Below are 21224 nucleotides of genomic sequence, written 5' to 3'. Positions count from 1 at the left end.
CCCCACCTCCACCGCCAACCCCTGCAACTGCGCAAGCCCAGTCAACCCGGGAAACTCACCAATACGCTGCAACAATCGCCAAGCCAACGGACTCAACCCGGAAAACCTCACACTCCAGTCCTCATCCCGACGCACCAACAACAACGTCGGCTGATCAGGCAACACATCCGGCAGATACCCCGGCCCTACCTTGTGCACCGGCCAGGCATACGCCAACGGCCAGGCCAGCGGCGACACCTGCAAAACCCGATCCAGCAGCAACGCAACATCACCGACAACCAAAGGCTCGGCGTCCGACTGTTGCAAGGCCATTTCCACCCACTCGTAATGCGCCAGCTCCACCATGAACGGCGGCCACGACCCATCACTCAACGCCTGAGGCCCGTCCGCGAGAAACTCGACAAACTCCTGGGCGATTTCACCGAATTTCGGCGTGCGCGCGCGGTAGTCCCGCAGGAAGATGCGTACCAGCGCACGCCAATCCTCATCCCCAAGAATCCTCACCAACACCGGAAAGGTGCCACTGAGCAACGACGACAGATTGGCAAACACCAGGTCGCGATAAACCTGCGCCCGGGCAGGGTCCATCTCCGCGGGGGGCGCGCAATGCTCGGGATCACGCAAGTACTGGCCCATGCTGCTTTGCTGTTGATGCAACGATTGCTTGCTCACGGTTCAAATCTCCTGCTGCAGGCGGCGAATGGTCTGCAGTTCCGCCACCAGTTCGGCGAATGCCGGAAAGTTGAAATCGCGTTCCAGCAGCGTCGGTTGTGCACCGAACCGGGCATAAGCCTGGGCCAGCAACGCCCACACCGCCGGTTTGACCGAAGCGCCGTGGGTGTCGATTTTCAAAGTGTCGGACTCGTCGAAATGCCCGGCGATATGCATCGCCACCACCCGGCCCGCATCGATGCCAGCCAGAAACGCCTGCGGATCGAAACCGTGGTTGATCGAATTGACGTACACGTTGTTGACGTCCAGCAGCAAGTCGCAATCAGCCTCGCGCAACACCGCATTGGTGAACGTCACCTCGTCCATGTCCTGCCGGGGCGCCGCGTAGTAGGACACGTTTTCCACCGCCAGGCGCCGACCGAGTATGTCCTGGGCCTGGCGGATCCGCGCGGCGACGTGGTGCACCGCCTCTTCGGTGAACGGCAGCGGCAACAGGTCGTACAGGTGACCGTCATCGCTGCAGTAGCTCAGATGCTCGCTGTACAGCGGCACGTTGTAGTGATCGAGAAAACCCCGGACTTCCTGCAAAAAACCGACGTCCAGCGGCGACGGTCCGCCAAGGGACAGGGACAGGCCGTGACACGACAACGGATAGCGCTCGGCCAGCGCCCGCAATGCCGCGCCGTGGGCGCCACCGATGCCGATCCAGTTTTCCGGAGCGACCTCCAGAAAGTCGAAATGGCCGGCCGGGGCCGCTTGCAGGTCTTTGAGTAAACCGCGACGCAGGCCAAGCCCTGCGCTGGCCTTGGCTACGGGGGAAATGGGTGTCTGCATGGGGTCGATCTCGCAAGAGGTTCAAGGACGCGAGCCAGTGCCCGCCTTGAGACACAGTTAATCGAAGGGGTGTATCGGGACTGTGTTCGGCTGGGGGCGGAACAGGAGGTCACTGTGTCAGGAAGGGTTCTGGATACAGTGGGATACACACGATCTTTGCGAGCACTGCTGATCCCTGTGGGAGCGGGCTTGCCCGCGAAGGCGGTGGGTCAGTCAACATCGCTTTTGAATGTGCCGGCCCCTTCGCGGGCAAGCCCGCTCCCACAGGGTCCAGCGTCGGTCAGGAACATGTTGCTTTCGTCGCACCAGGCCGCGCGGTACAAGCCCCGGACTAAACTTACTGCACCCAGGACCCGCTCAGCGTCCTGCACATTCCCACGACCACCGCCCAGCGGCGAACGCCTCGCCAATACAGCGCCCCTGGACCGTGATCCTGCCAAAGGAGCACACGTGATGGACGAGGCCAGACTCAACGATTTCATGGGCAAACTGGTAAATGACATGGGCGGCGCGGCGATGCTCGCCAACGTCATCCTTGGCGAAGAGCTCGGCCTGTACCGGGCGATGGCCGACAGCCAGCCGATCACTCCCGAAACCCTTGCCGAAAAAACCGGCTGCAACACCCGCCTGCTGCGTGAATGGCTCAGCGCCCACGCCGCCTCCGGCTACATGGAACACCGCGACGGCCAGTTCCGCCTCCCTGAAGAGCAAGCCCTGGCACTGGCCATCGAAGATTCACCGGTCTATATCGCCGGGGGTATCGGTGTGGTCGCGTCGTTTTTCCATGACAAGGACAAGCTGGTCAATGCCATGCGCGGCGACGGCGCCCTGCCCTGGGGCGATCACCATCCGTGCATGTTCAGCGGCACCGAACGTTTCTTCCGCCCCGGCTATAAAGCGCATTTGATCGCCGAATGGTTGCCGGCCCTCGATGGCGTGGTGGCCAAGCTGGAAGCCGGGGCCAAAGTGGCGGACATCGGCTGCGGTCATGGCGCGTCCACGGTGATCATGGCCCAGGCGTATGCGGATTCGCGTTTCGTCGGCTTCGACTACCACGCGCCATCGGTCACCGTCGCCACCCAGCGGGCCGAAGAAGGCGGTGTGTCCGACCGGGTCCGGTTCTTCCAGGGCAACGCAAAAAGCTTCCCCGGCAGCGACTACGACCTGATCTGCTACTTCGACTGCCTGCACGACATGGGCGACCCGGTGGGCGCAGCCAAACATGCCTATGAGTCGTTGAAGGAAGACGGCACGGTGTTGCTGGTCGAGCCCTACGCCAACGACTCGCTCGACGACAACATCAACCCGGTCGGACGCCTGTTCTACGCCGCCTCGACCTTCATCTGCACACCCAACTCGCTGTCCCAGGAAGTCGGCCTCGGCCTCGGCGCCCAGGCCGGTGAAGCGCGGTTGCGCAAGGTGTTCAATGAGGCCGGGTTCAGTTCGTTTCGCCGGGCCACGGAAACGCCGTTCAACCTGATCCTGGAGGCGCGCAAGTAACCCACACCGCCATCTGTAGGAGCGAGCTTGCTCGCGAAGAACGTGATCACTGCGCGGGGTGTCAGGCTTACAGTGTTATCGTTGGCTACCATCGCGAGCAAGCTCGCTCCTACAGGTTTCCCGGCATGCTAGACCGTCAGACCCGTGACCATCTCGATCACCTCCATCAGCTCATGGCGAATCAGCCGTTTGCCGTTCTGACCGGAGCCGGTATCAGCACGCCTTCGGGCATCCCGGACTATCGCGACAACCAGGGTGTGCGCCGTGGCCGGCAGCCAATGATGTATCAGGAATTTCTCTCGGCCGCGCAATCCCGGCGTCGTTACTGGGCGCGGGCGATGCTCGGCTGGCCACGGGTGCGTCAGGCGCAGCCGAACGTGGCCCACGACACCCTGGCCCGCTTGCAAGGCACGCGACAGATCAGCGCCTTGATCACCCAGAACGTCGACACCCTGCACGACCAGGCCGGCAGCCATGACGTGATTGAACTGCACGGTAGTTTGCACCGGGTGTTGTGCCTGGATTGCGGCCAGCGCAGCGAGCGCGATTCGATCCAGCGCCTGATGGAAACCCAGAACCCGTACCTGGCCGGCGTCGACGCGGCGCAGGCGCCGGACGGCGACACCTTGCTCGACCCGGCCTTCGAGGCACGCTTCCGGGTCCCGCACTGCCCGTATTGCGCCGGGGAGCGGATGAAGCCGGATGTGGTGTTCTTTGGCGAGAACGTCGCGCAGGCCACGGCAGCCAAGGCCATGGCCGCCGTTGAACAGGCTGCCGGGTTGTTGGTAATCGGGTCTTCGTTGATGGCCTATTCGGCGTTTCGCCTGTGCCGGGCGGTGGTGGACCAGGGCAAGCCACTGATCGCGATCAACCTGGGCAAGACTCGGGCAGATGAGATGCTGGATTTGAAGATCGAGGGGTCGTGCGAGCGACTACTCCCCTTATTGGCAGAACGCCTCTCTAGCTGATCAACACAAAACCCTGTGGGAGCGGGCTTGCTCGCGAAAGCGGTGGGTCAGGCAATATCTCTATTGGATGTGCCGGCCTCTTCGCGAGCAAGCCCGCTCCCACAGGTATTGTGATCAGAACCAGGGATTGTGATCAGCTCGTGGAGAAACGCTGCCCCAGGTTCTCCTCCTTCAGCACATCAAACAACGCCTGCGCCGCCGCCGACAGCTCTCCACCCGGCAACGTCAACACCCCCAGCGCCCGCTCAACCACCGGGTCGCGCAAGGTAATGCAGCGCGCACCCAGCTCGCGCATCTGCCCGGCACACAGCGCCGGTACCGCGCTCACGCCCAGGCCACTGGCGACCATGCGCCCGACCGTCGCCAGTTGATGGCTTTCAAACTCCACCGGCAGCTTCATGCCCCGGGCTTGCAAGTGTTCTTCCAGCATCACCCGCACCGTCGACGGACGCTGCAAGGTAATGAACGGTTCCTTGAGCAGGGTCTGCCAGTCGATGTCATCGAGTTCGGCCAATGCCGAATCCAGGGGCACCACCGCGACGAAACGGTCGATGTACAACGGCGTGAATTGCAGCGACGAACTCATGGTCGGTTCGAACGCCACCCCCAGTTCCACCTGGCGGTCACGGACCATTTCCAGCACCTGCTCGTTGATCACGTCGTTGACCGTCACGTTGACATTCGGATAACGCGCGCGGAACGTCTTGAGGATCGGCGGCAGCAGGTTGCCGGCGAACGACGGCATCGCCGCCAGGGTCACGCGACCGCGCTGCAGGGTGAAGCGTTGACGCAGTTCATCCTCGACATTGTCCCAGTCGGCGATCAGCCGGCGCGCCAGCGGCACCAGGGATTCGCCCTCGGCGGTGAGTGCCACGTTGCGCGTGTTGCGGGTGAACAAGCGCCCGCCCAGGCCCTCTTCCAGCGCCTTGATGGTCAGGCTCAGGGCCGATTGCGACAGGTGCAGGCGCTCGCAGGCCACGGCAAAACTCAGGCTTTGCGCCACCGCCAGAAAGGCGCGGATCTGCTTGACGGTCATGGGTCGCTTAGCTCCAGAATGAATGAACCACTGAACCTTGTAGGAGCCGGCTTGCCGGCGATAGCGATATGGCAGGCGAAATCGATGTTGGCCTTATCCGCCGCCTTCGCCAGCAAGCCGGCTCCTACAGGTCTGCATTTTTCATCGTTTAATGAGCTTTATCAATCAATCAGACTTAAAAAACAACTTAACAAATGAATCAAGCGGCGCGACACTCCATCCCATTCGGCTAGCCAGCCGCCCACAAAGAATAAAAGAGGTGCATATGGCAGGTTTCGACAAGCGCGTGAGTTCCTACGAGGAAGCTCTGGCAGGTCTTGAAGACGGCATGACCGTGATCGCTGGCGGCTTCGGCCTGTGCGGGATCCCGGAAAACCTGATCGCCGAGATCAAGCGCAAGGGCACTCGCGACCTCACCGTGGTCTCCAACAACTGCGGCGTCGACGGTTTCGGCCTCGGCGTACTGCTGACCGACCGCCAGATCAGCAAAGTGGTAGCGTCCTACGTCGGCGAAAACAAGCTGTTCGAAGAGCAACTGCTCAAGGGCGAAATCGAAGTCATCCTGACCCCGCAAGGCACCCTCGCCGAAAAAATGCGCGCGGGCGGCGCCGGCATCCCGGCCTTCTTCACCGCCACCGGCGTTGGCACTCCAGTTGCCGACGGCAAGGAAGTGCGCGAATTCCATGGCCGCAAGTACCTGATGGAAGAGTCCATCACCGGCGACTTCGCCATCGTCAAAGGCTGGAAAGCCGACCATTTCGGTAACGTGATCTATCGCCATACCGCGCAGAACTTCAACCCGCTGGCCGCCACCGCCGGCAAGATCACCGTGGTCGAAGTCGAAGAAATCGTCGAACCCGGCGAGCTGGACCCGGCGCAGATCCACACCCCTGGCATCTACGTCGACCGGATCATCTGCGGCACGTTCGAGAAGCGCATCGAACAGCGCACCGTGCGTAAGTGATCCCCTGCCCCCGGACCGAATGAAGGAATAACAACAATGGCACTTTCCCGCGAACAAATGGCTCAACGCGTCGCCCGCGAAATGCAGGACGGCTTCTACGTGAACCTGGGCATCGGCATTCCGACCCTGGTCGCCAACTACATCCCCGAAGGCATGGAAGTCATGCTGCAGTCGGAAAACGGCCTGCTGGGCATGGGTCCGTTTCCTACCGAAGAAACCATCGATGCCGACATGATCAACGCCGGCAAGCAAACGGTGACCGCGCGCATCGGCGCTTCGATCTTTTCCTCTGCCGAGTCCTTCGCGATGATTCGCGGTGGTCATGTCGACCTGACCGTGCTGGGCGCCTTTGAAGTGGACGTGCAAGGCAACATCGCTTCCTGGATGATCCCCGGCAAGCTGGTCAAGGGCATGGGCGGCGCGATGGACCTGGTGGCCGGCGCCGACAACATCATCGTGATCATGACCCACGCGTCCAAGGACGGTGAGTCCAAGCTGTTGTCGCAATGCAGCCTGCCGCTGACCGGCGCCGGTTGCATCAAGCGCGTGTTGACCGACCTGGCCTACCTGGAAATCGAAAACGGCGCGTTCATTCTGAAAGAGCGTGCACCGGGCGTCAGCGTCGAAGAGATCGTCGCCAAGACTGCCGGTAAACTGATCGTGCCGGACCACGTGCCGGAAATGCAGTTCGCTGCCCAGTGAGGAATCATTCCATGCAAGAAGTCGTCATTGTTGCCGCCACGCGCACCGCGATCGGCAGTTTCCAGGGATCGCTGGCCAATGTGTCCGCCGTCGACCTCGGCGCTGCGGTGATCCGCCAGTTGCTGGCGCAAACCGGCCTGGATCCGGCCGAAGTCGATGAAGTGATCATGGGCCAGGTGCTGACCGCCGGCGCCGGGCAAAACCCTGCGCGCCAGGCCGCGATCAAGGCCGGCCTGCCGTTCGCCGTACCGGCCATGACCCTGAACAAGGTCTGCGGCTCGGGCCTCAAGGCCCTGCACCTGGGTGCCCAGGCGATTCGCTGCGGCGATGCCGAGGTGATCATCGCCGGTGGCCAGGAAAACATGAGCCTGGCCAACTACGTCATGCCCGGCGCCCGCACCGGCCTGCGCATGGGTCACGCGCAAATCGTCGACACCATGATCAGCGATGGCCTGTGGGATGCGTTCAACGACTACCACATGGGCATCACCGCCGAGAACCTGGCCGAGAAGTACAGCCTGACTCGCGAGCAGCAGGATGCCTTCGCGGCAGCCTCGCAGCAGAAGGCCGTGGCCGCCATCGAAGCCGGGCGCTTCGTCGATGAAATCACCCCGATCCTGATCCCGCAGCGCAAGGGCGATCCGCTGTCCTTCGCCACCGACGAGCAGCCACGGGCCGGCACCACCGCCGAGTCCCTGGGCAAGCTCAAGCCAGCCTTCAAGAAGGACGGTTCGGTAACCGCCGGCAACGCTTCGTCACTGAACGACGGCGCCGCGGCCGTGATCCTGATGAGCGCCGAAAAAGCCAAGGCCCTGGGTTTGCCAGTGCTGGCAAAAATCGTCGCCTACGCCAATGCAGGCGTCGACCCGGCGATCATGGGCATCGGCCCGGTGTCGGCCACCCGTCGTTGCCTGGGCAAGGCCGGCTGGAACATCAACCAGTTGGACCTGATCGAAGCCAACGAAGCCTTTGCCGCGCAGTCGCTGGCGGTAGCCAAGGACCTGGAATGGGACTTGAACAAGGTCAACGTCAACGGCGGCGCCATCGCCCTGGGTCACCCGATCGGTGCCTCGGGTTGCCGCGTACTGGTGACCCTGCTGCATGAAATGCTCAAGCGCGACGCCAAGAAAGGCCTCGCCACCCTGTGTATCGGTGGTGGTCAGGGCGTGGCACTGGCGCTCGAAAGGGCTTAAAAGCGTTCAACAGACGGCGCGGGGACCCACGAAGATCTGTCGCCGCCTGGCAACACACCCGGTGCCCTGTGGCGAGGGGGCTTGCCCCCGTTGGAGTGCGAAGCGCTCCCAAAATACTCGACTATTGCCGAGATTCTGGGGTTGCTGCGCAACCCAACGGGGGCAAGCCCCCCTCGCCACACACCGGGTTCTTTTTTGCCTGCGTTTTTTCAGGTGGACCGAGTCATCGTTCTTCGCGAGCAAGCCCGCTCCCACGGTTGACCGCATTCCCCTGTGGGAGCAGGCTTGCTCGCGAAGAGGCCCGACGAGTCAGCCCAGAAACTGCAGAATCAACCAACTGTTCGCCCCACTGATCACGACAAACAACCCCCACGCCAACACCCGCGTCGGCAGCCGGTTCACCAGCGGCCCCATGAGCGAGTGATCGTTGGTCATGCGAATCAACGGGTACAGCGCGAACGGCAACTGCAAACTCAACACCACCTGACTCAACACCAGCAACTTGCCGATGGCGTCATCGCCCATCAGCCACACGCCGATGAACGCCGGGATCAGCGCCAGCCCGCGCGTGATCAGGCGCCGTTGCCAGCAGGGAATGCGCAGGTTGAGGAACCCTTCCATGATCACCTGGCCGGCGATGGTGCCGGTGAAGGTCGAACTCTGCCCCGAGGCCAGCAATGCCACGCCAAACAACACACTGGCCAAGGCCCCTCCCACCAGTGGGTCGAGCAGGTGATAGGCATCCTGGATGTCCACGACATCGGTGTGCCCGGACTGATGGAAGGCTGCCGCCGCCAGAATCAGGATCGCCGCGTTGACCAGCAGCGCCAGTGCCAGGGAACCGATGGTGTCGATACGCGCCAGCTTGACTGCGTCCTGCTTGCTGGCCAGGTCCTTGCCGATCAACCGGGTTTGCACGATGGACGTGTGCAGGTACAGGTTATGCGGCATGACCGTGGCCCCGAGGATGCCGATGGCCAGGTACAGCGGCGCCGCATCGCCGATGGCCGACAGCGATGGCGTGAAACCGCGGGCGACATCGGGCCAGTAGGGCTTGATCAGCAGCAACTCGACGAAGAAGCACACGCCGATGGTCCCGACCAGTACCAGCATGATCGCTTCGAGCCGACGGAAACCACGGTTCTGCAAGGCCAGCACCAACAAGGTGTCGAAGGCCGTGAGGGCGATGCCGAAGGTCAGCGAGCAACCGAGCAACAAATGGAACGCCAGCGCGCAGCCGAGCACCTCGGCGAGGTCGGTGGCGATGATCGAGATCTCCGCCAGAAACCACTGCGTGCGAGCGGTGCGCGTGCTGTAGCGCTCCCTTGACAATTGCGCCAGGTCACGCCCGGTGGCAATGCCCAGGCGCGAACACAGGCACTGCACCACCATTCCCGCCAGACTCGCCAGCAGCACCACGAACAGCAGGCTGTAGCCGAACCGCGAACCGGCCTCGATGGCGGTAGCCCAGTTGCCCGGGTCCATGTAACCGATGGACACCAACAACCCCGGCCCGGCAAAGCGCAGGACACGTTTGAAGAACGACGCACGCGGGTCGACGGCGACGCTGCCGGCCACTTCCGGCGGACAAAACGGCGCAGTCGCGGTCTTGGGCAAAAAACTGAAGTTCACACGATGATCCATCAACAGGTGGGAAGGCTCTCAGGCAGGTGGTGATCATCGCAAAAATCAGGAGACGCAAAAGCCCCTTTCGTACAATTTCGAGGGATAACGCGTGTGAACCGGATAAACCCGGCGCACCTGGGTCCATCGCCAACGCGGTCCCGTGTAGGAGCTGGCTTGCCAGCGATGGTCGTCAACGATAACGCGCGTAAACCGGATAAACGCGGCGCACTCGAGTCCATCGCCAGCAAGCCGGCTCCTACAGGGTGCGTAGGTCACGCGGTCCCGTGTAGGAGCTGGCTTGCCAGCGATGGTCGTTAACGATAACGCGCGTAAACCGGATAAACGCGGCGTACTCGAGTCCATCGCCAGCAAGCCGGCTCCTACAGGTGCGTAGGTCACGCGGTCCCGTGTAGGAGCTGGCTTGCCAGCGATGGTCGTTAACGATAACGCGCGTAAACCGGATAAACGCGGCGCACTCGAGTCCTTCGCCAGCAAGCCGGCTCCTACAGGGTGCGTAGGTCACGCGGTCCCGTGTAGGAGCTGGCTTGCCAGTGATGGTCGTTAACGATAACGCTGGTAAACCGGATAAACGCGGCGCACTCGAGTCCATCGCCAGCAAGCCGGCTCCTACAGGGCGCGTAGGTCTCGCGGTCCCGTGTAGGAGCTGGCTTGCCAGTGATGGTCGTTAACGATAACGCTGGTAAACCGGATAAACGCGGCGCACTCGAGTCCATCGCCAGCAAGCCGGCTCCTACAGGTGCGTAGGTCACGCGGTCCCGTGTAGGAGCTGGCTTGCCAGCGATAGTCGTTAACGATAACGCGCGTAAACCGGATAAACGCGGCGTACTCGAGTCCATCGCCAGCAAGCCGGCTCCTACAGGGTGTGTAGGTCTCGCGGTCCCGTGTAGGAGCTGGCTTGCCAGCGATGGTCGTCAACGATAACGCGCGTAAACCGGATAAACGCGGTGCACTCGAGTCCATCGCCAGCAAGCTGGCTCCTACAGGTGTTGCGTTATCGGTGTTTCCCGGGATTGCGTGAAGAAGCTTTTATTTTTGTATACAAAATCCAGCCGATGCGATGTTACCGTTGCCACCTCACACAGGTCGGAGACATGCGCGTGTTGATCCTTAAACTACTGGTAATCCCAGGCTTCCTGCTGCTGATTTCCCTGGCTGGCAAACGCTGGGGGCCGAGCGTGGCCGGTTGGCTGTCGGGGTTGCCGGTGGTGGTCGGGCCGATTCTGTTGTTCCTCGCCCTGGAGCAAGGCGAGGCGTTCGCCGCGCAATCGGCTACCGCCGCGCTGTCGGCGATGTTCGCGATGATTGCGTTTTGCGTGACCTACGCCCAGGTCGCACAACGGGCCGGATGGCCGCTGGCGTTGTTGATCTCGCTGGCGGTCTGGGCGGCGGTGGCGGTTGTCCTGTCGCTGATCCCGGCATCCCTGGTTTTTTCGGTGTGCGCCGCCGCGACCGCGCTGCTCGCCGCGCCGTACCTGTTTCCCACCGTGCAACCGCTACTCAGTGGCCCGCCGCCAAAATCCGACAAGCTTCTGCTGCGCATGGTGGCCGGTGCCTTGCTCACGTTGGTCGTGACACTGCTGGCCAGCACCGTCGGCGACCGCTGGAGCGGCCTGCTGGCGGTGTTCCCGGTATTGGGCAGCGTGATGGCGGTGTTCTCCCAGCAAACCCGTGGCCCGGCCTTTACCGCCGCGTTGCTGCGCGCCACTGCCACTGGCATGTATTCGTTCGCCGCGTTCTGCCTGGTGTTGGCCCTGACCTTGCCGACGCTGGGGATGAACGCGTTTGTGCTGGGCGTCGCAGTGTCGGTGGCCATGCTGGGCGTGACCAAACGCTTGCTCGCGCGGCCGGTCGGCCCGACGACAGACACTGGAGGAACGGCGATCAAACGCTAAGCTGCATGATGTCATCGGGCCAGGATGTTGCCCGCCTCTACGCGCTGAAGGAACAGACATGACTGCATCTCGCTTGCGCAATGCCCGTTCGGCGACCGCCGTGGGCGTGATTGCGATCTTCCTCTGGTCTTGCCTGGCGTTGTTGACCACCCTCACCGAAGGCATCCCGCCCTTTGAACTGCTGACCTTGAGTTTCGGCGTGGCCTTTGCCGCGAGCCTGATCACCCTCGGCCGCCACGGTCTGGCCGGGTTCAGCAGCTGGCGCCAACCCTGGGCCGTGTGGGCCACCGGTTTCATCGGCATTTTCGTCTATCACGCGCTGTACTTCTTCGCGCTCAAGGTCGCGCCTGCCGCCGAAGCCAGCCTGATCAATTACCTGTGGCCGTTGATACTGGTACTGCTGTCGGCCTTCGCCGCCGGAGAAAAGCTGCACAAGCGCCAGGTGCTCGGCGCGGTGCTGGGCCTGGCGGGCACGGCGTTCATCATGCAGCAACGAGCGACCCATTCGGCCGCGACGATGCCGGTCGCCGGGTATCTGGCGGCGTTCGGCTGTGCACTGATCTGGGCTGGCTACTCGGTGTTCAACCGTCGTTTCAGCGCGGTGCCAAGCAGCATCATCGGTGGAATCTGCGGCATGTCGGCCGCTGTCGGGCTGGTCTGCCACCTGGCCTTCGAAACCACTGTGTGGCCCGATATCAAACAATGGGCGGCGCTTGTCGTCCTCGGCCTGGGCCCGGCAGGCCTGGCATTTTTCGCCTGGGACCACGCCACCAAGCACGGCAACCTGGCGACGCTGGGGGCACTGTCTTATCTGGCACCGCTGATTTCGACCATGCTGCTGATCGTCGTCGGCCATGGCCACGCCAGCCCGATCCTGATCGTGCCGGCATTGCTGATCATCGCCGGCGCGGTGATTGCCACCGCACAGGCGCCCGAAAAAGCCCCGGTAACCCGTTCGATTGTTTCGCACGAGTAGAACAACACCCTTGCACGTCAATCGAACAGGTTTGCTTCAACATCAGCCTCAGTTCCACCCCCTACCCGACTGAGGCCTACACCATGAAATTCTTTTTCCACCCTTCGCCGAACCCGATGAAAGTTGCCCTGCTGCTCGAAGAACTGCAAACGCCCTACGAATTGATCGGCGTCGACACCTTCAAGGGCGAGCAACACCAGCCAGCCTTCCTGGCAATCAACCCGAACGCCAAGGTGCCCGCACTGGTGGATGGCGACGCCACTGTGTTCGACTCCCAGGCGATCCTGCTGCACCTGGCGCAGAAACATCAGCGCTTTGTGCCGACCACTGCTGCCGGCCAGGCCGAAATGCTCTCGTGGTTGATGTTCATCGGCACCGGCCTGTCGCCGTTCTCCGGCCAGGCGGTGCACTTCCTGCACCACGCTCCGGAAGATCTGCCCTACGCGAAAAACCGTTACTTCAAGGAAGTCGAACGCCACTACCGCATCCTCGACGAACGCCTGGCCCAGCATCAGTACCTGGCCGGCGACACCTACAGCATCGCCGACATGGCCCTGTGGGGCTGGGCCAACTACGCGCCCTACATCCTTGGCGAAAACGGCCTGGCGGCCTACCCGAACGTCAAGCGCCTGTACGATGAAGTCAGCGCCCGCCCGGCCGCCCAGCGTGCCCATGGCCTGAAAGAGCAACTGGTGCTCAAGGCCGAATTCGACGAAGAAACCCGTCGCAACCTGTTCCCGCAAAACCAGGCGTAATCCGAAGGTTTCAGCCTTCGAGGGTGATGAAAAAAGTGATCACTGTGGCGAGGGAGCTTGCCTGTGGCGAGGGGGCTTGCCCCCGTTGGGTTGCGTAGCGACCCTCAGAATCTCGGGAATTGTCGGAGAGCTTGGGAGCGCTTCGCACTCCAACGGGGGCAAGCCCCCTCGCCACAGGTAAGCGACCTCACTCAAGTGACCGCTCGTTAGAGCACGCTGGAATGCATCACATCCTCCATGGGATGATCGCGCCCCACCGCGCGTTCGTCCCTGGAGATTTCGATGTCATTGTTGAGTAAAAAAGCCCTTGTCCTGCTGCTGGCAGCGGTTACCGGCCTGGGGGCTTTGAATGCGCAGGCCGCCCAGGCCACTGCCAGCGATGCGCCGGCCCAGAAAGTCTCGATGCTCGGCGGCAAGTTCACCTTCAACCTGCCCAAGGGTTTCAGCGCCAACCCGCTGCCCGCCAGCCCGGACGGCGCCAGCGGCACCCTGTACAGCAATGCGACCACCAAGACCGTGGTGATCGCCGCGGAAAACACCCTGCCCAAAGGTATCAGCGTCAAGGACAACGACGGCGAGTTCCTCGACGGCACCGTGGCTGACTTCGATTCGGCGCAACACAAGTCCCTGCCCGACTACAACAAACTGAGCGAGAAAAGCCTGACCCAGAAAACCGGGCTGGGCCTGCGCCAGGTAGACGGCACCGCCACCCAGGGCGGCGGCATGACCCTCACCACCACGCTGATGGCAGCATCCGGCACCCGCATGGCGGTGATTCAGGTGATCTCCCGTCCCGGCGACATGGCGGCCCACGAAACCCTGATCAAACAGATCGTCAGCGGAAAGTAAGGCTCAAGGGTTCAGACGCTGCAGCCAGGCGCTCAGATCCTGGATCTCGTCGGCGCTGATGTTGTGGCCGACACCGGGATAGCCGTGAAACTCAGGCTCGAGCGACACGCTCTGCAGCAAGCTGTTGGCTTCGCTGCCGTCGCTGTAGGGAAGGCGTTTGTCCTGCTCGCCATGACCGATGAAAATCGCCAGCGATTGACGCTTTTCATCCGGTTTGAGCTCATCCTTGAGCACTGGCAGAATCCGTCCGCTCAGCGCAGCGATGCCACCGAGCGCCTCGGGATGTCGCAGGCCTACCTCATAGGACATGATCGCGCCCTGGCTGAATCCCACCAGGTACACCTTCTCGGGTTCGGTGTGATATTTCTTCGTGGCCTGTGCGACGAAATCCAGCAGCACCTGGCCGCTGGACTTCAGATCATCGGTCTCGCCGTTGTAGGCCCCTTCGCCCTTCTTGCGAAACCACTGGTAACTGCCCGCCTCCAACACCAAGGGTGCCTGCACCGACAGGTAGGTGTAAGACGCGGGCAAGTCATCCTTGATGCCGAACAGGTCCTGCTCGTTACTGCCGTAACCGTGGAGGAAAATCACCAGGGGTTGATGGTTCGAATCGGCGTTGGCCTGCTCTAGGTACTTGAGCGGCAGGTCGGTTTGCAGCGGGGTTTGAGCGTGGACGGCAGAGGATGCCAGGAGCGTGAGCAGCGCGAGAATCTTCAACATGGGTCTTCCTTCTCGGAATGCAGGATTCGGGGAAGAGCCTAACACTGGTCAGTAGGCAGGAACATCTCGGGCGTGGCGGATGCCGTCTTCGCGAGGCCCGAACAGCCTGCAAAAATCTCTGGATCAGTCGTTAATCAACTTGCCCGCCCGAATCGCCTCGCGCCCGGCAACTTTCGCCTGCCAGGTCCCCGGCTGGGTATAACGCCCACGGTCGATGGCAAACAGCACGCCACTGGTGCCGGCCTGCACGGTGGTGACTTTGTCGTTCAACGGGTCGACCACCTCGAACAGCGCATCGCCCTTCTCCACCCACTCCCCGGCTTCCCGCAGGAAACTGACCACGCCGTGATGCGGTGCGAACAGGTATTGGGTGCCTTCGAACGGCATGCCTTCACAGCATTCGGCCGGTGCCGCCGGCCAGGTGCCGGAGATGAAACCCTGTTCGGCGAGGAAACCGAGAATGGCCTCGCAATTGGCCTGGGCCTGGTCGACGCGGGTGTCGCCCATGCTGCCCAGTTCCAGCGTGGTCGCCAGGTTGGCCGGTGGAATCGCCGCCGCCGGAAACATCCTGGCCAGGCGCAACCATGGTGAAGAACAGGACTCATCGAACGAGCTGCCGCCGGAATCTTCACACAACAACGCCACGCCGGCCTTCAGGCGCGCCGCCAGGGATTGCCATTGAGGCCAGTGCTGCGGCAACGCGTAGATGTGGATCGCCGCTTCGAAGTCGCAATGCAGGTCGAGGGTGATATCGGCGTCGCAGGCATGGCGCAACAACAGGCGGTGCATTGCTTCCAGCTGCGATGTCGCTGCCGGCAAGTCGTCGAGGACCTGGCCCATGGCCTGGCGAATCAACGCGATGTTGGCCTGGGCATCGCTGCCGAGGCGATCACCGATCAACCCGGCCACCGGCGCGCTGAGTTCGACGAACGAGCGGTTGAAGTTCTTGCCGCTGCCGAGCTCGAAGCGCCCCATGTGGCTGCCTTGCAGGTGCTGGTCCAGGCCAATGGGGTTGGCCACCGGCACCAGTTCGACCACACCCTTCAATTGGCCCTGCTGCTCAAGTTCGGCCAGGCGCTTTTTCAACTCCCAGGCCGTGCGCATGCCCGGCAGTTCGTCGGCGTGCAGGCTGGCCTGGATGTACACCTTGCGCGGGCCTGCGCCATAACGAAACACGCTGAGGGTACGCTCGGTGCCCAGGTGGCTCCAGGGCAATGGGTGGTCGATGCGTTGCATGGGGGAGACTCCTGATGTCTGTACGGTGAGATCACCTGTGGGAGCGGGCTTGCTCGCGAAAGCGTCGTGTCAGGCAACATCAATGCTGAATGTACCGACGTCTTCGCGAGCAAGCCCGCTCCCACAGGTTTCTCGTTTCAATAGAAAGAAAGCACAAAAAAAATGGCAACCGCGCCAACGATTGCCATTTTTTCAGCCCGCTCGCTTACTCGCCGTAAACGTCAAACTTGAAGTACTTGTCCTGCACTTGCTTGTACTTGCCGTTGGCGCGGATGTCGGTGATGGCTTTGTTGAATTGCTCGGCCAGGGCAGTATCGCCCTTGCGCACGGCAATGCCGGCGCCGCCACCGAAGTATTTCGGATCGTTGTACTCAGGGCCGACGAAGGCAAAACCTTTACCGGCGTCGGTTTTCAGGAAACCGTCGTCCAGGTTGACCGAGTCGGCCAGCAGCGCGTCAATGCGGCCGGAGACCATGTCCAGGTTGGCTTCCTGCTGGGAGCCGTAGCGCACCAGGGCAATCCCCGCTGGTTGCAGCACTTCAGTGGCGAAGCGGTCGTGGGTACTGGCGCGCAGGACACCGACTTTCTTGCCCTTGAGCTCGGTCAGCGGGTCCTTGACGTCGGTGCCTTCCTTCATCACGAAGCGCGCCGGGGTGTGGTAGTACTTGATGGTGAAATCGACGTTCTTCTTGCGATCGTCAGTGATGGTCATGGACGACAGGATGGCGTCGATTTTCTTGACCTTCAGCGCGGGGATCAGGCCGTCGAACTCTTGCTCGACCCAGGTGCACTTGACCTTCATCTGCTCGCACAGGGCGTCGCCGATGTCCACGTCGAAACCGGTGAGTTTGCCGTCTGGGGTTTTCATCGAGAATGGCGGGTAGCCGGCTTCGATACCGATGCGGATCGGCTTGGCGTCTTCGGCCACGGCGGTCAGGGACAACATCGACAGTGCCAGGGCACCGAACATCACTAGCTTCTTCATTTATAACTCCTGTGTGCGGAGGCTTTTATTGGCAGCTTCGATTGGCAGCGTTCGGTCATGGCTTTGTGGGCGCAAACCGAAGTGGCCGGCAGTCTAGAGCGGCTACAGGCGGGTAAATTACGCCGAGGCGACAAATATTTATAAAAAAGTGGCACCGGGATAGGGCTCACGAGGTGAAAGCGCCATGACGGTGCAAAGTCTGTCGGACATGCCGCGTTTTCACACCAGGCCTACAGCGTTTGCAGCTGTATCCGACAGAACGGGACGATTGGCGACACCGGGTGTTTTACGGCACATTGAGCGCCCTTGCGTCCCATCGAGAGTAGCGCGATGCCCACGTTGAACCTGATCCAGCACCACCGCGCCGAAGATCCCGGCGCCATCGCCGTTTGGGCCGAATCCCGAGGGCTGGCGCTGAAGGTGTTTCGCGCCGACCTCGGCCAATTGCCGCCCGTCAACGCCGATCCCGTGATCCTGCTGGGCGGGCCTTATGAATCCAATGCCGGCCCGGCCTGGCTGGAAGCCGAACGGCAATGGCTCGGAGGCAGTCTGGAGCTGGGTGTGGCCGTGTTCGCCATCTGCCTGGGGGCGCAGTTGCTGGCGTTGAGCCTGGGCGGGAATGTCCGGCGAATGGACCGGACCGAAACCGGATGGACCACGGTGACCTTTATCGATGGGCAAACGCTGAAGGTGCTGGAGTGGCACGAAGACGCCATCGACCTGCCGCCTGCCGCGCAGTTGTTGGCCAGCAGCGCGCACTGTGCGCAGCAGATGTACCGCGCCGGGCCGACGCGGCTGGGGTTGCAGTTTCATCCGGAGTGGAACGCCGAGTCGGTGGCCATGCTCAATGCGCATTTTGGCGATGAGTCGCCGTTGCCACGCGGGCCGCAGGACGGTGCGGATTACGCAGCGGTGGCCGGGTGGCTGGAGGCGACGCTGGATGAGTGGTGGGCGACTGCTGCCTGTAGCTGAAATACATAGCTGTGGCGAGGGGGCTTGCCTGTGGCGAGGGGGCTTGCCCCCGTTGGAGTGCGAAGCGCTCCCAAAACTCTCGACCATTTCCGAGATTCTGGGGTTGCTGCGCAACCCAACGGGGGCAAGCCCCCTCGCCACAATGATCAGCGGTGTTTGAAGATCAGCATTCGCAACCAATCACGTCACGAGCGGGCCGCTGCACCCCGGCACTCAACTCAAACCCTTCATCCAGCCACCCGGTCACGCCGCCGATCATTTCCTTGACCGGATAACCCAGGGCCGCCAGTTTCACTGCTGCCTTGTTCGCGCCGTTGCAGTGCGGCCCGGCGCAATACACCACGAACAGGCTGTTCTTCGGATAATCGGCCAAGCCTTCGGCAGTCAGCAAACGCCCGGGAATGTTGATCGCTCCCGGTACATGCCCGCGTTCGAACGCCAGCGGGCCGCGCACATCCACCAGAATGAAATCGACTTCAGCGCCCTGCTGGCTGGCGTGAACGTCGGAACAATCAGTTTCGAAAGTCAGACGGTTACTGAAATGCATCAGGGCGATGGCCGATGGGGCGGCGGGAATTTCGCGAACCAGACTGGTCATGCTGTGTACTCCAAAGTATCGGTGGGTGTAGGAAGACTTTATCCGCCAGCCACTTGCAGCTAAAGTGGCGCACAAGACACTCACCGGGAACTTTCCGCCAAATGCACTCCAGCCCTGGATTGGTCGCGATTCTGGCCTACGACGGCCTCTGTACGTTCGAGTTCGGCATTGCCGTGGAGATCTTCGGCCTGGCACGACCCGAGTTCGATTTCCCGTGGTACGAGCATCGTATCGTCGCTGTCGATCAAGGCCCGATGCGTGCCATGGGCGGCATCCAGGTCCTGGCCGATGGCGGCATGGAAATGCTCGCTGATGCCCGCACCATCATCATCCCCGGCTGGCGCGACCGCAGCGCCGCGGTGCCAGCGGAACTGGTCGCCGCCCTGCGCCAGGCCCATGCGCGGGGGGCCCGGTTGCTGTCGATCTGCTCCGGTGTTTTCGTCCTCGCCGCCACCGGGTTGCTCGACGGGCGCGGCGCGACCACGCACTGGCGCTATACCTCGGAACTGGCCGAGCGTTTTCCCGGCATCCTGGTGGACCCGGACGTGCTGTATGTCGATTCCGGCCAGTTGATCACCTCCGCCGGCAGCGCGGCGGGCATCGATGCCTGCCTGCATCTGGTGGCACGGGATTTCGGCACCCAGGTGGCTAACTCCGTGGCGCGACGCCTGGTCATGTCGCCGCAACGCAGCGGTGGCCAGGCGCAATTCATTCCGACACCGGTCAGTCCTACACCGCGCAGCGATCTTTCCCGCGTCATGCAGTGGGCCCGTGAGCGTCTGCACGAGCCGCTGGAAGTGCGCGACCTGGCCAGCGAAGCCGCCATGAGCGAACGCACCTTCCTGCGCCGCTTCACCGAGGCCAGTGGGCAGTCACCGAAAACCTGGTTGCAGCACGAACGCCTGGGCCGCGCCCGCGAACTGCTGGAAAGCAGCGACCAGAACACCGAGCAGATTGCCGAACGTTGTGGTTATCGCTCGGTGGAAAGCTTCCGGGTGGCGTTTCGCACGGTGGTTGGTGTGCCGCCGTCGGTGTATCGGGAGCGGTTTGGGCGTGGGGGCAGTGCTGGTTTTTGAGGTGTTCTCGAGGGCCTCTTCGCGAGCAAGCCCGCTCCCACATTTGAAATGCAGTTCCCTGTGGGAGCGGGCTTGCTCGCGAAGGCGTCAGCCCGGTCACCGACTAATCAAGGCTTGCGCAGCAGATAGGTATCCATGATCCAGCCATTGGCCAGCCGCGCAGCCTTGCGCACCCGTTCGATTTCATCCGCCACATCCTTGAGCTTGCCACTGATCAGGATTTCGTCCGGCGTCCCCAAATAGGCGCCCCAGTAAATCTCGGTGTCCTGATCCACCACCTGACGGTAAGCATCCTGAGCATCGAGCATCACCACCAGGCTCTCGGCATCGCTCACCTGCCCCGCCGCCAAACGCCGGCCTGTGGTGATTTCAACCGAGCGGCCAATCTGGTTGAGCGGCACCTTGTGTTGTGCCGCCAATGCCTGGACGCTGGTAATGCCGGGAATGACCTCGAACTCGAACGCGCAGGCGCCCGAGGCCTGGATCGCCTGAAGAATACGAAGGGTGCTGTCGTACAGCGCCGGATCGCCCCACACCAGAAAACCACCGCACTGGCCGTCGGATAATTCCTCGCTGATCAGCCGTTCGAAGGTCTGCTGCTTGGCCAGGTTCAGGTCGTCGACACTGGTCCTGTAGTCCAGCTCACCGCGCTCGCGCTCCGGGCTGTGGGCTTCGACAAAACGGTAGTCGGGGTCGCTGATGTAGCGCTCGCAGATTTCGCGCCGCAGATCGATGAGCTTGTCCTTGCTCTCACCCTTGTCCATGAGAAAAAAAACATCGACCTGATTCAGCGCCTTGACCGCCTGCATCGTGATGTAGTCGGGATTGCCGGCACCGATGCCGATAACCAGGAGTTTTTTCATCACCGCAGGTCCTCGGGGTCAGTGCCTGTCAACCGCAGCCGCCAGCGACCATGGAACCGCAACTCGACGGCCGACAGGGGTTCGACGTCGATCAGGCTGGACGACGCCCCCTGCAACACGTGCGTCAGCGCGGCGCGGATGACAAAGGGATGGGTAATGGCAACGATGTGCCCTGGCGTCGATTGCAACGCGGTCAACCACGCGCCGATCCGCTCCTCCAATTGCAGCAGCGACTCGCCACCGTGGGGCGCCGAAGCCGGGTCCACCAACCAATGCTGGAGTTCCTCGGCTGCAGTCTTTTGTAGCTCACTGATGCGCACACCGCCCCAACACCCGAAATCGCAGTCCTTCAGCGCATCGACAACCTCCGCTGCGCTGCCGAAAAGCCCGGCGGTTTGCCGGGTGCGCAATTCCGGGCCACAAGCAAGCCGTGGAGTACCCTCGAACTGATGGCAACGGGAAAGCCTGAGCGCTTGCCAATCCATCTCCAGAGGCTCGTCCAACGGAAAACGCGCCAATTTCTGTGCGACGGTTCGAGCGTGGCAAATCAGGGTTAAACGGGTTGCCTGCACCAGGAATCACTCTATGGATGGAAAGGAACGCTGACCACAGGTGAGCGCCATTGCGCAATTGTGCCGCAAGAAAGCAGGCCCCGGGGGTAATGCCAGTCAGTTAAGCTGACTGGCATTTTTATTTTTGATCGGATACTTCGGGGATTTGAGCCTGATGGCCCGGGGGTAAATGCGCTCCGCCCGTCGATGAGGCAGTACATACTGCGGGGCTGAG

Annotated in this window: 22 protein-coding genes; 12 read left to right on the top strand and 10 right to left on the bottom strand. The window is 62.2% G+C overall.

Annotation, left to right across the window (positions count from 1 at the left end; translation table 11 throughout):
- Together KGA88_RS29015 and KGA88_RS29010 are read right to left on the bottom strand one after the other, a co-directional pair.
- A partial coding sequence (locus tag KGA88_RS29015; RefSeq protein WP_223596063.1) for a DUF2063 domain-containing protein occupies positions 1–672 on the bottom strand: 672 nt, incomplete at its 3' end.
- A gap of 3 nt (positions 673–675) precedes the next feature.
- Positions 676–1506 (bottom strand): DUF692 domain-containing protein, encoded by an 831-nt coding sequence (locus KGA88_RS29010; protein WP_110662987.1) that lies wholly within the window; start codon positions 1504–1506, stop codon positions 676–678.
- 453 nt (positions 1507–1959) lie between these two features.
- Between KGA88_RS29010 and KGA88_RS29005 the strand changes: the two genes are divergently transcribed.
- Together KGA88_RS29005 and KGA88_RS28995 are read left to right on the top strand one after the other, a co-directional pair.
- A complete protein-coding gene (locus KGA88_RS29005) occupies positions 1960–3006 on the top strand; it encodes a class I SAM-dependent methyltransferase (RefSeq protein WP_223596061.1) in 1047 nt (348 codons plus the stop codon).
- 125 nt (positions 3007–3131) lie between these two features.
- Positions 3132–3974 carry an NAD-dependent protein deacetylase gene (locus KGA88_RS28995; RefSeq protein WP_223596059.1) on the top strand — a complete coding sequence of 281 codons (843 nt, stop codon included), beginning with the start codon at positions 3132–3134 and terminating at the stop codon, positions 3972–3974.
- Between the two features lie 133 nt (positions 3975–4107).
- Here KGA88_RS28995 and KGA88_RS28990 read toward each other — a convergent pair whose 3' ends face one another.
- Complete coding sequence (locus tag KGA88_RS28990) at positions 4108–5010, bottom strand: LysR family transcriptional regulator (protein ID WP_110662270.1); 903 nt, start codon at positions 5008–5010, stop codon at positions 4108–4110.
- 265 nt (positions 5011–5275) lie between these two features.
- Here KGA88_RS28990 and KGA88_RS28985 point away from each other — a divergent pair, with 265 nt between their 5' ends.
- The 3 genes from KGA88_RS28985 to KGA88_RS28975 are packed head-to-tail and all read left to right on the top strand — an operon-like array spanning position 5276 to position 7869.
- Positions 5276–5974 carry a CoA transferase subunit A gene (locus KGA88_RS28985; protein ID WP_110662269.1) on the top strand — a complete coding sequence of 233 codons (699 nt, stop codon included), beginning with the start codon at positions 5276–5278 and terminating at the stop codon, positions 5972–5974.
- 36 nt (positions 5975–6010) lie between these two features.
- Positions 6011–6676 carry a CoA transferase subunit B gene (locus KGA88_RS28980; RefSeq protein ID WP_057399619.1) on the top strand — a complete coding sequence of 222 codons (666 nt, stop codon included), beginning with the start codon at positions 6011–6013 and terminating at the stop codon, positions 6674–6676.
- 11 nt (positions 6677–6687) lie between these two features.
- On the top strand, positions 6688–7869 hold the full coding sequence (locus KGA88_RS28975; protein WP_223596057.1) for an acetyl-CoA C-acetyltransferase: 1182 nt from the start codon (positions 6688–6690) through the stop codon (positions 7867–7869).
- A gap of 309 nt (positions 7870–8178) precedes the next feature.
- Here KGA88_RS28975 and KGA88_RS28970 read toward each other — a convergent pair whose 3' ends face one another.
- A complete protein-coding gene (locus tag KGA88_RS28970; protein ID WP_110662267.1) occupies positions 8179–9501 on the bottom strand; it encodes an Nramp family divalent metal transporter in 1323 nt (440 codons plus the stop codon).
- A gap of 910 nt (positions 9502–10411) precedes the next feature.
- Here KGA88_RS28970 and KGA88_RS31485 point away from each other — a divergent pair.
- The 5 genes from KGA88_RS31485 to KGA88_RS28950 all read left to right on the top strand — a co-directional run bounded on the left by KGA88_RS31485 (position 10412) and on the right by KGA88_RS28950 (position 13988).
- Positions 10412–10534 carry a hypothetical protein gene (locus KGA88_RS31485; protein ID WP_263296298.1) on the top strand — a complete coding sequence of 41 codons (123 nt, stop codon included), beginning with the start codon at positions 10412–10414 and terminating at the stop codon, positions 10532–10534.
- 79 nt (positions 10535–10613) lie between these two features.
- Complete coding sequence (locus KGA88_RS28965) at positions 10614–11408, top strand: hypothetical protein (protein WP_223596065.1); 795 nt, start codon at positions 10614–10616, stop codon at positions 11406–11408.
- A gap of 58 nt (positions 11409–11466) precedes the next feature.
- Entirely contained in the window at positions 11467–12384 is a 918-nt protein-coding gene (locus KGA88_RS28960; RefSeq protein ID WP_223596055.1) for a DMT family transporter, read from the top strand.
- Positions 12385–12467: 83 nt separating this feature from the next.
- Positions 12468–13139: a glutathione S-transferase family protein gene (locus KGA88_RS28955; RefSeq protein WP_110662573.1), complete on the top strand. Its 672-nt coding sequence runs from the start codon at positions 12468–12470 to the stop codon at positions 13137–13139.
- 282 nt (positions 13140–13421) lie between these two features.
- Positions 13422–13988, top strand: coding sequence for a hypothetical protein (locus KGA88_RS28950; protein ID WP_110661603.1), 567 nt, complete (start codon positions 13422–13424; stop codon positions 13986–13988).
- A gap of 3 nt (positions 13989–13991) precedes the next feature.
- Here KGA88_RS28950 and KGA88_RS28945 read toward each other — a convergent pair whose 3' ends face one another.
- From KGA88_RS28945 to KGA88_RS28935, 3 genes are all read right to left on the bottom strand, one after another.
- Complete coding sequence (locus tag KGA88_RS28945; RefSeq protein WP_110661601.1) at positions 13992–14708, bottom strand: alpha/beta hydrolase; 717 nt, start codon at positions 14706–14708, stop codon at positions 13992–13994.
- 123 nt (positions 14709–14831) lie between these two features.
- Complete coding sequence (locus tag KGA88_RS28940; RefSeq protein ID WP_110661599.1) at positions 14832–15944, bottom strand: succinylglutamate desuccinylase/aspartoacylase family protein; 1113 nt, start codon at positions 15942–15944, stop codon at positions 14832–14834.
- A 205-nt stretch (positions 15945–16149) separates the two neighbouring features.
- Positions 16150–16929 (bottom strand): ABC transporter substrate-binding protein, encoded by a 780-nt coding sequence (locus tag KGA88_RS28935; RefSeq protein WP_110661597.1) that lies wholly within the window; start codon positions 16927–16929, stop codon positions 16150–16152.
- 330 nt (positions 16930–17259) lie between these two features.
- Between KGA88_RS28935 and KGA88_RS28930 the strand changes: the two genes are divergently transcribed.
- Positions 17260–17901 (top strand): type 1 glutamine amidotransferase, encoded by a 642-nt coding sequence (locus KGA88_RS28930; protein WP_223596053.1) that lies wholly within the window; start codon positions 17260–17262, stop codon positions 17899–17901.
- A gap of 163 nt (positions 17902–18064) precedes the next feature.
- Here KGA88_RS28930 and KGA88_RS28925 read toward each other — a convergent pair whose 3' ends face one another.
- Positions 18065–18499: a rhodanese-like domain-containing protein gene (locus tag KGA88_RS28925; protein WP_223596051.1), complete on the bottom strand. Its 435-nt coding sequence runs from the start codon at positions 18497–18499 to the stop codon at positions 18065–18067.
- A gap of 101 nt (positions 18500–18600) precedes the next feature.
- On the opposite strand from KGA88_RS28925, the gene ftrA reads away from it, so the two are divergent.
- Entirely contained in the window at positions 18601–19575 is a 975-nt protein-coding gene (gene ftrA, locus KGA88_RS28920; RefSeq protein WP_223596049.1) for a transcriptional regulator FtrA, read from the top strand.
- A 107-nt stretch (positions 19576–19682) separates the two neighbouring features.
- On the opposite strand, the gene cobF is transcribed toward ftrA, so the two are convergent.
- On the bottom strand, positions 19683–20438 hold the full coding sequence (cobF, locus tag KGA88_RS28915; protein WP_223596047.1) for a precorrin-6A synthase (deacetylating): 756 nt from the start codon (positions 20436–20438) through the stop codon (positions 19683–19685).
- Positions 20438–21010, bottom strand: a complete 573-nt coding sequence (locus KGA88_RS28910; RefSeq protein WP_110663263.1) for a histidine phosphatase family protein — start codon at positions 21008–21010, stop codon at positions 20438–20440. The genes cobF and KGA88_RS28910 overlap by 1 nt, the downstream gene beginning before the upstream one ends.
- Positions 21011–21224 lie beyond the last annotated feature (214 nt).

The organism is Pseudomonas sp. A-R-19, assembly GCF_019956575.1.
In the GTDB taxonomy this organism is placed as follows: domain Bacteria; phylum Pseudomonadota; class Gammaproteobacteria; order Pseudomonadales; family Pseudomonadaceae; genus Aquipseudomonas.
The sequence above is the reverse complement of the archived record's forward strand: the minus strand, read 5'-3'. Positions and strand labels throughout refer to the sequence as shown.

What these genes read in the sequence shown, in the direction of transcription:
- KGA88_RS29010 (WP_110662987.1), bottom strand. Translation starts at nt 1,506, where the DNA reads ATGCAGACACCCATTTCCCCCGTAGCCAAGGCCAGCGCAGGGCTTGGC.
- KGA88_RS28985 (WP_110662269.1), top strand. Translation starts at nt 5,276, where the DNA reads ATGGCAGGTTTCGACAAGCGCGTGAGTTCCTACGAGGAAGCTCTGGCA.
- KGA88_RS28960 (WP_223596055.1), top strand. Translation starts at nt 11,467, where the DNA reads ATGACTGCATCTCGCTTGCGCAATGCCCGTTCGGCGACCGCCGTGGGC.
- ftrA (WP_223596049.1), top strand. Translation starts at nt 18,601, where the DNA reads ATGCACTCCAGCCCTGGATTGGTCGCGATTCTGGCCTACGACGGCCTC.
- KGA88_RS28975 (WP_223596057.1), top strand. Translation starts at nt 6,688, where the DNA reads ATGCAAGAAGTCGTCATTGTTGCCGCCACGCGCACCGCGATCGGCAGT.
- cobF (WP_223596047.1), bottom strand. Translation starts at nt 20,438, where the DNA reads ATGAAAAAACTCCTGGTTATCGGCATCGGTGCCGGCAATCCCGACTAC.
- KGA88_RS28980 (WP_057399619.1), top strand. Translation starts at nt 6,011, where the DNA reads ATGGCACTTTCCCGCGAACAAATGGCTCAACGCGTCGCCCGCGAAATG.
- KGA88_RS28945 (WP_110661601.1), bottom strand. Translation starts at nt 14,708, where the DNA reads ATGTTGAAGATTCTCGCGCTGCTCACGCTCCTGGCATCCTCTGCCGTC.
- KGA88_RS28990 (WP_110662270.1), bottom strand. Translation starts at nt 5,010, where the DNA reads ATGACCGTCAAGCAGATCCGCGCCTTTCTGGCGGTGGCGCAAAGCCTG.
- KGA88_RS28955 (WP_110662573.1), top strand. Translation starts at nt 12,468, where the DNA reads ATGAAATTCTTTTTCCACCCTTCGCCGAACCCGATGAAAGTTGCCCTG.
- KGA88_RS28935 (WP_110661597.1), bottom strand. Translation starts at nt 16,929, where the DNA reads ATGAAGAAGCTAGTGATGTTCGGTGCCCTGGCACTGTCGATGTTGTCC.
- KGA88_RS28995 (WP_223596059.1), top strand. Translation starts at nt 3,132, where the DNA reads ATGCTAGACCGTCAGACCCGTGACCATCTCGATCACCTCCATCAGCTC.
- KGA88_RS28940 (WP_110661599.1), bottom strand. Translation starts at nt 15,944, where the DNA reads ATGCAACGCATCGACCACCCATTGCCCTGGAGCCACCTGGGCACCGAG.
- KGA88_RS28950 (WP_110661603.1), top strand. Translation starts at nt 13,422, where the DNA reads ATGTCATTGTTGAGTAAAAAAGCCCTTGTCCTGCTGCTGGCAGCGGTT.
- KGA88_RS28930 (WP_223596053.1), top strand. Translation starts at nt 17,260, where the DNA reads ATGCCCACGTTGAACCTGATCCAGCACCACCGCGCCGAAGATCCCGGC.
- KGA88_RS28925 (WP_223596051.1), bottom strand. Translation starts at nt 18,499, where the DNA reads ATGACCAGTCTGGTTCGCGAAATTCCCGCCGCCCCATCGGCCATCGCC.
- KGA88_RS29005 (WP_223596061.1), top strand. Translation starts at nt 1,960, where the DNA reads ATGGACGAGGCCAGACTCAACGATTTCATGGGCAAACTGGTAAATGAC.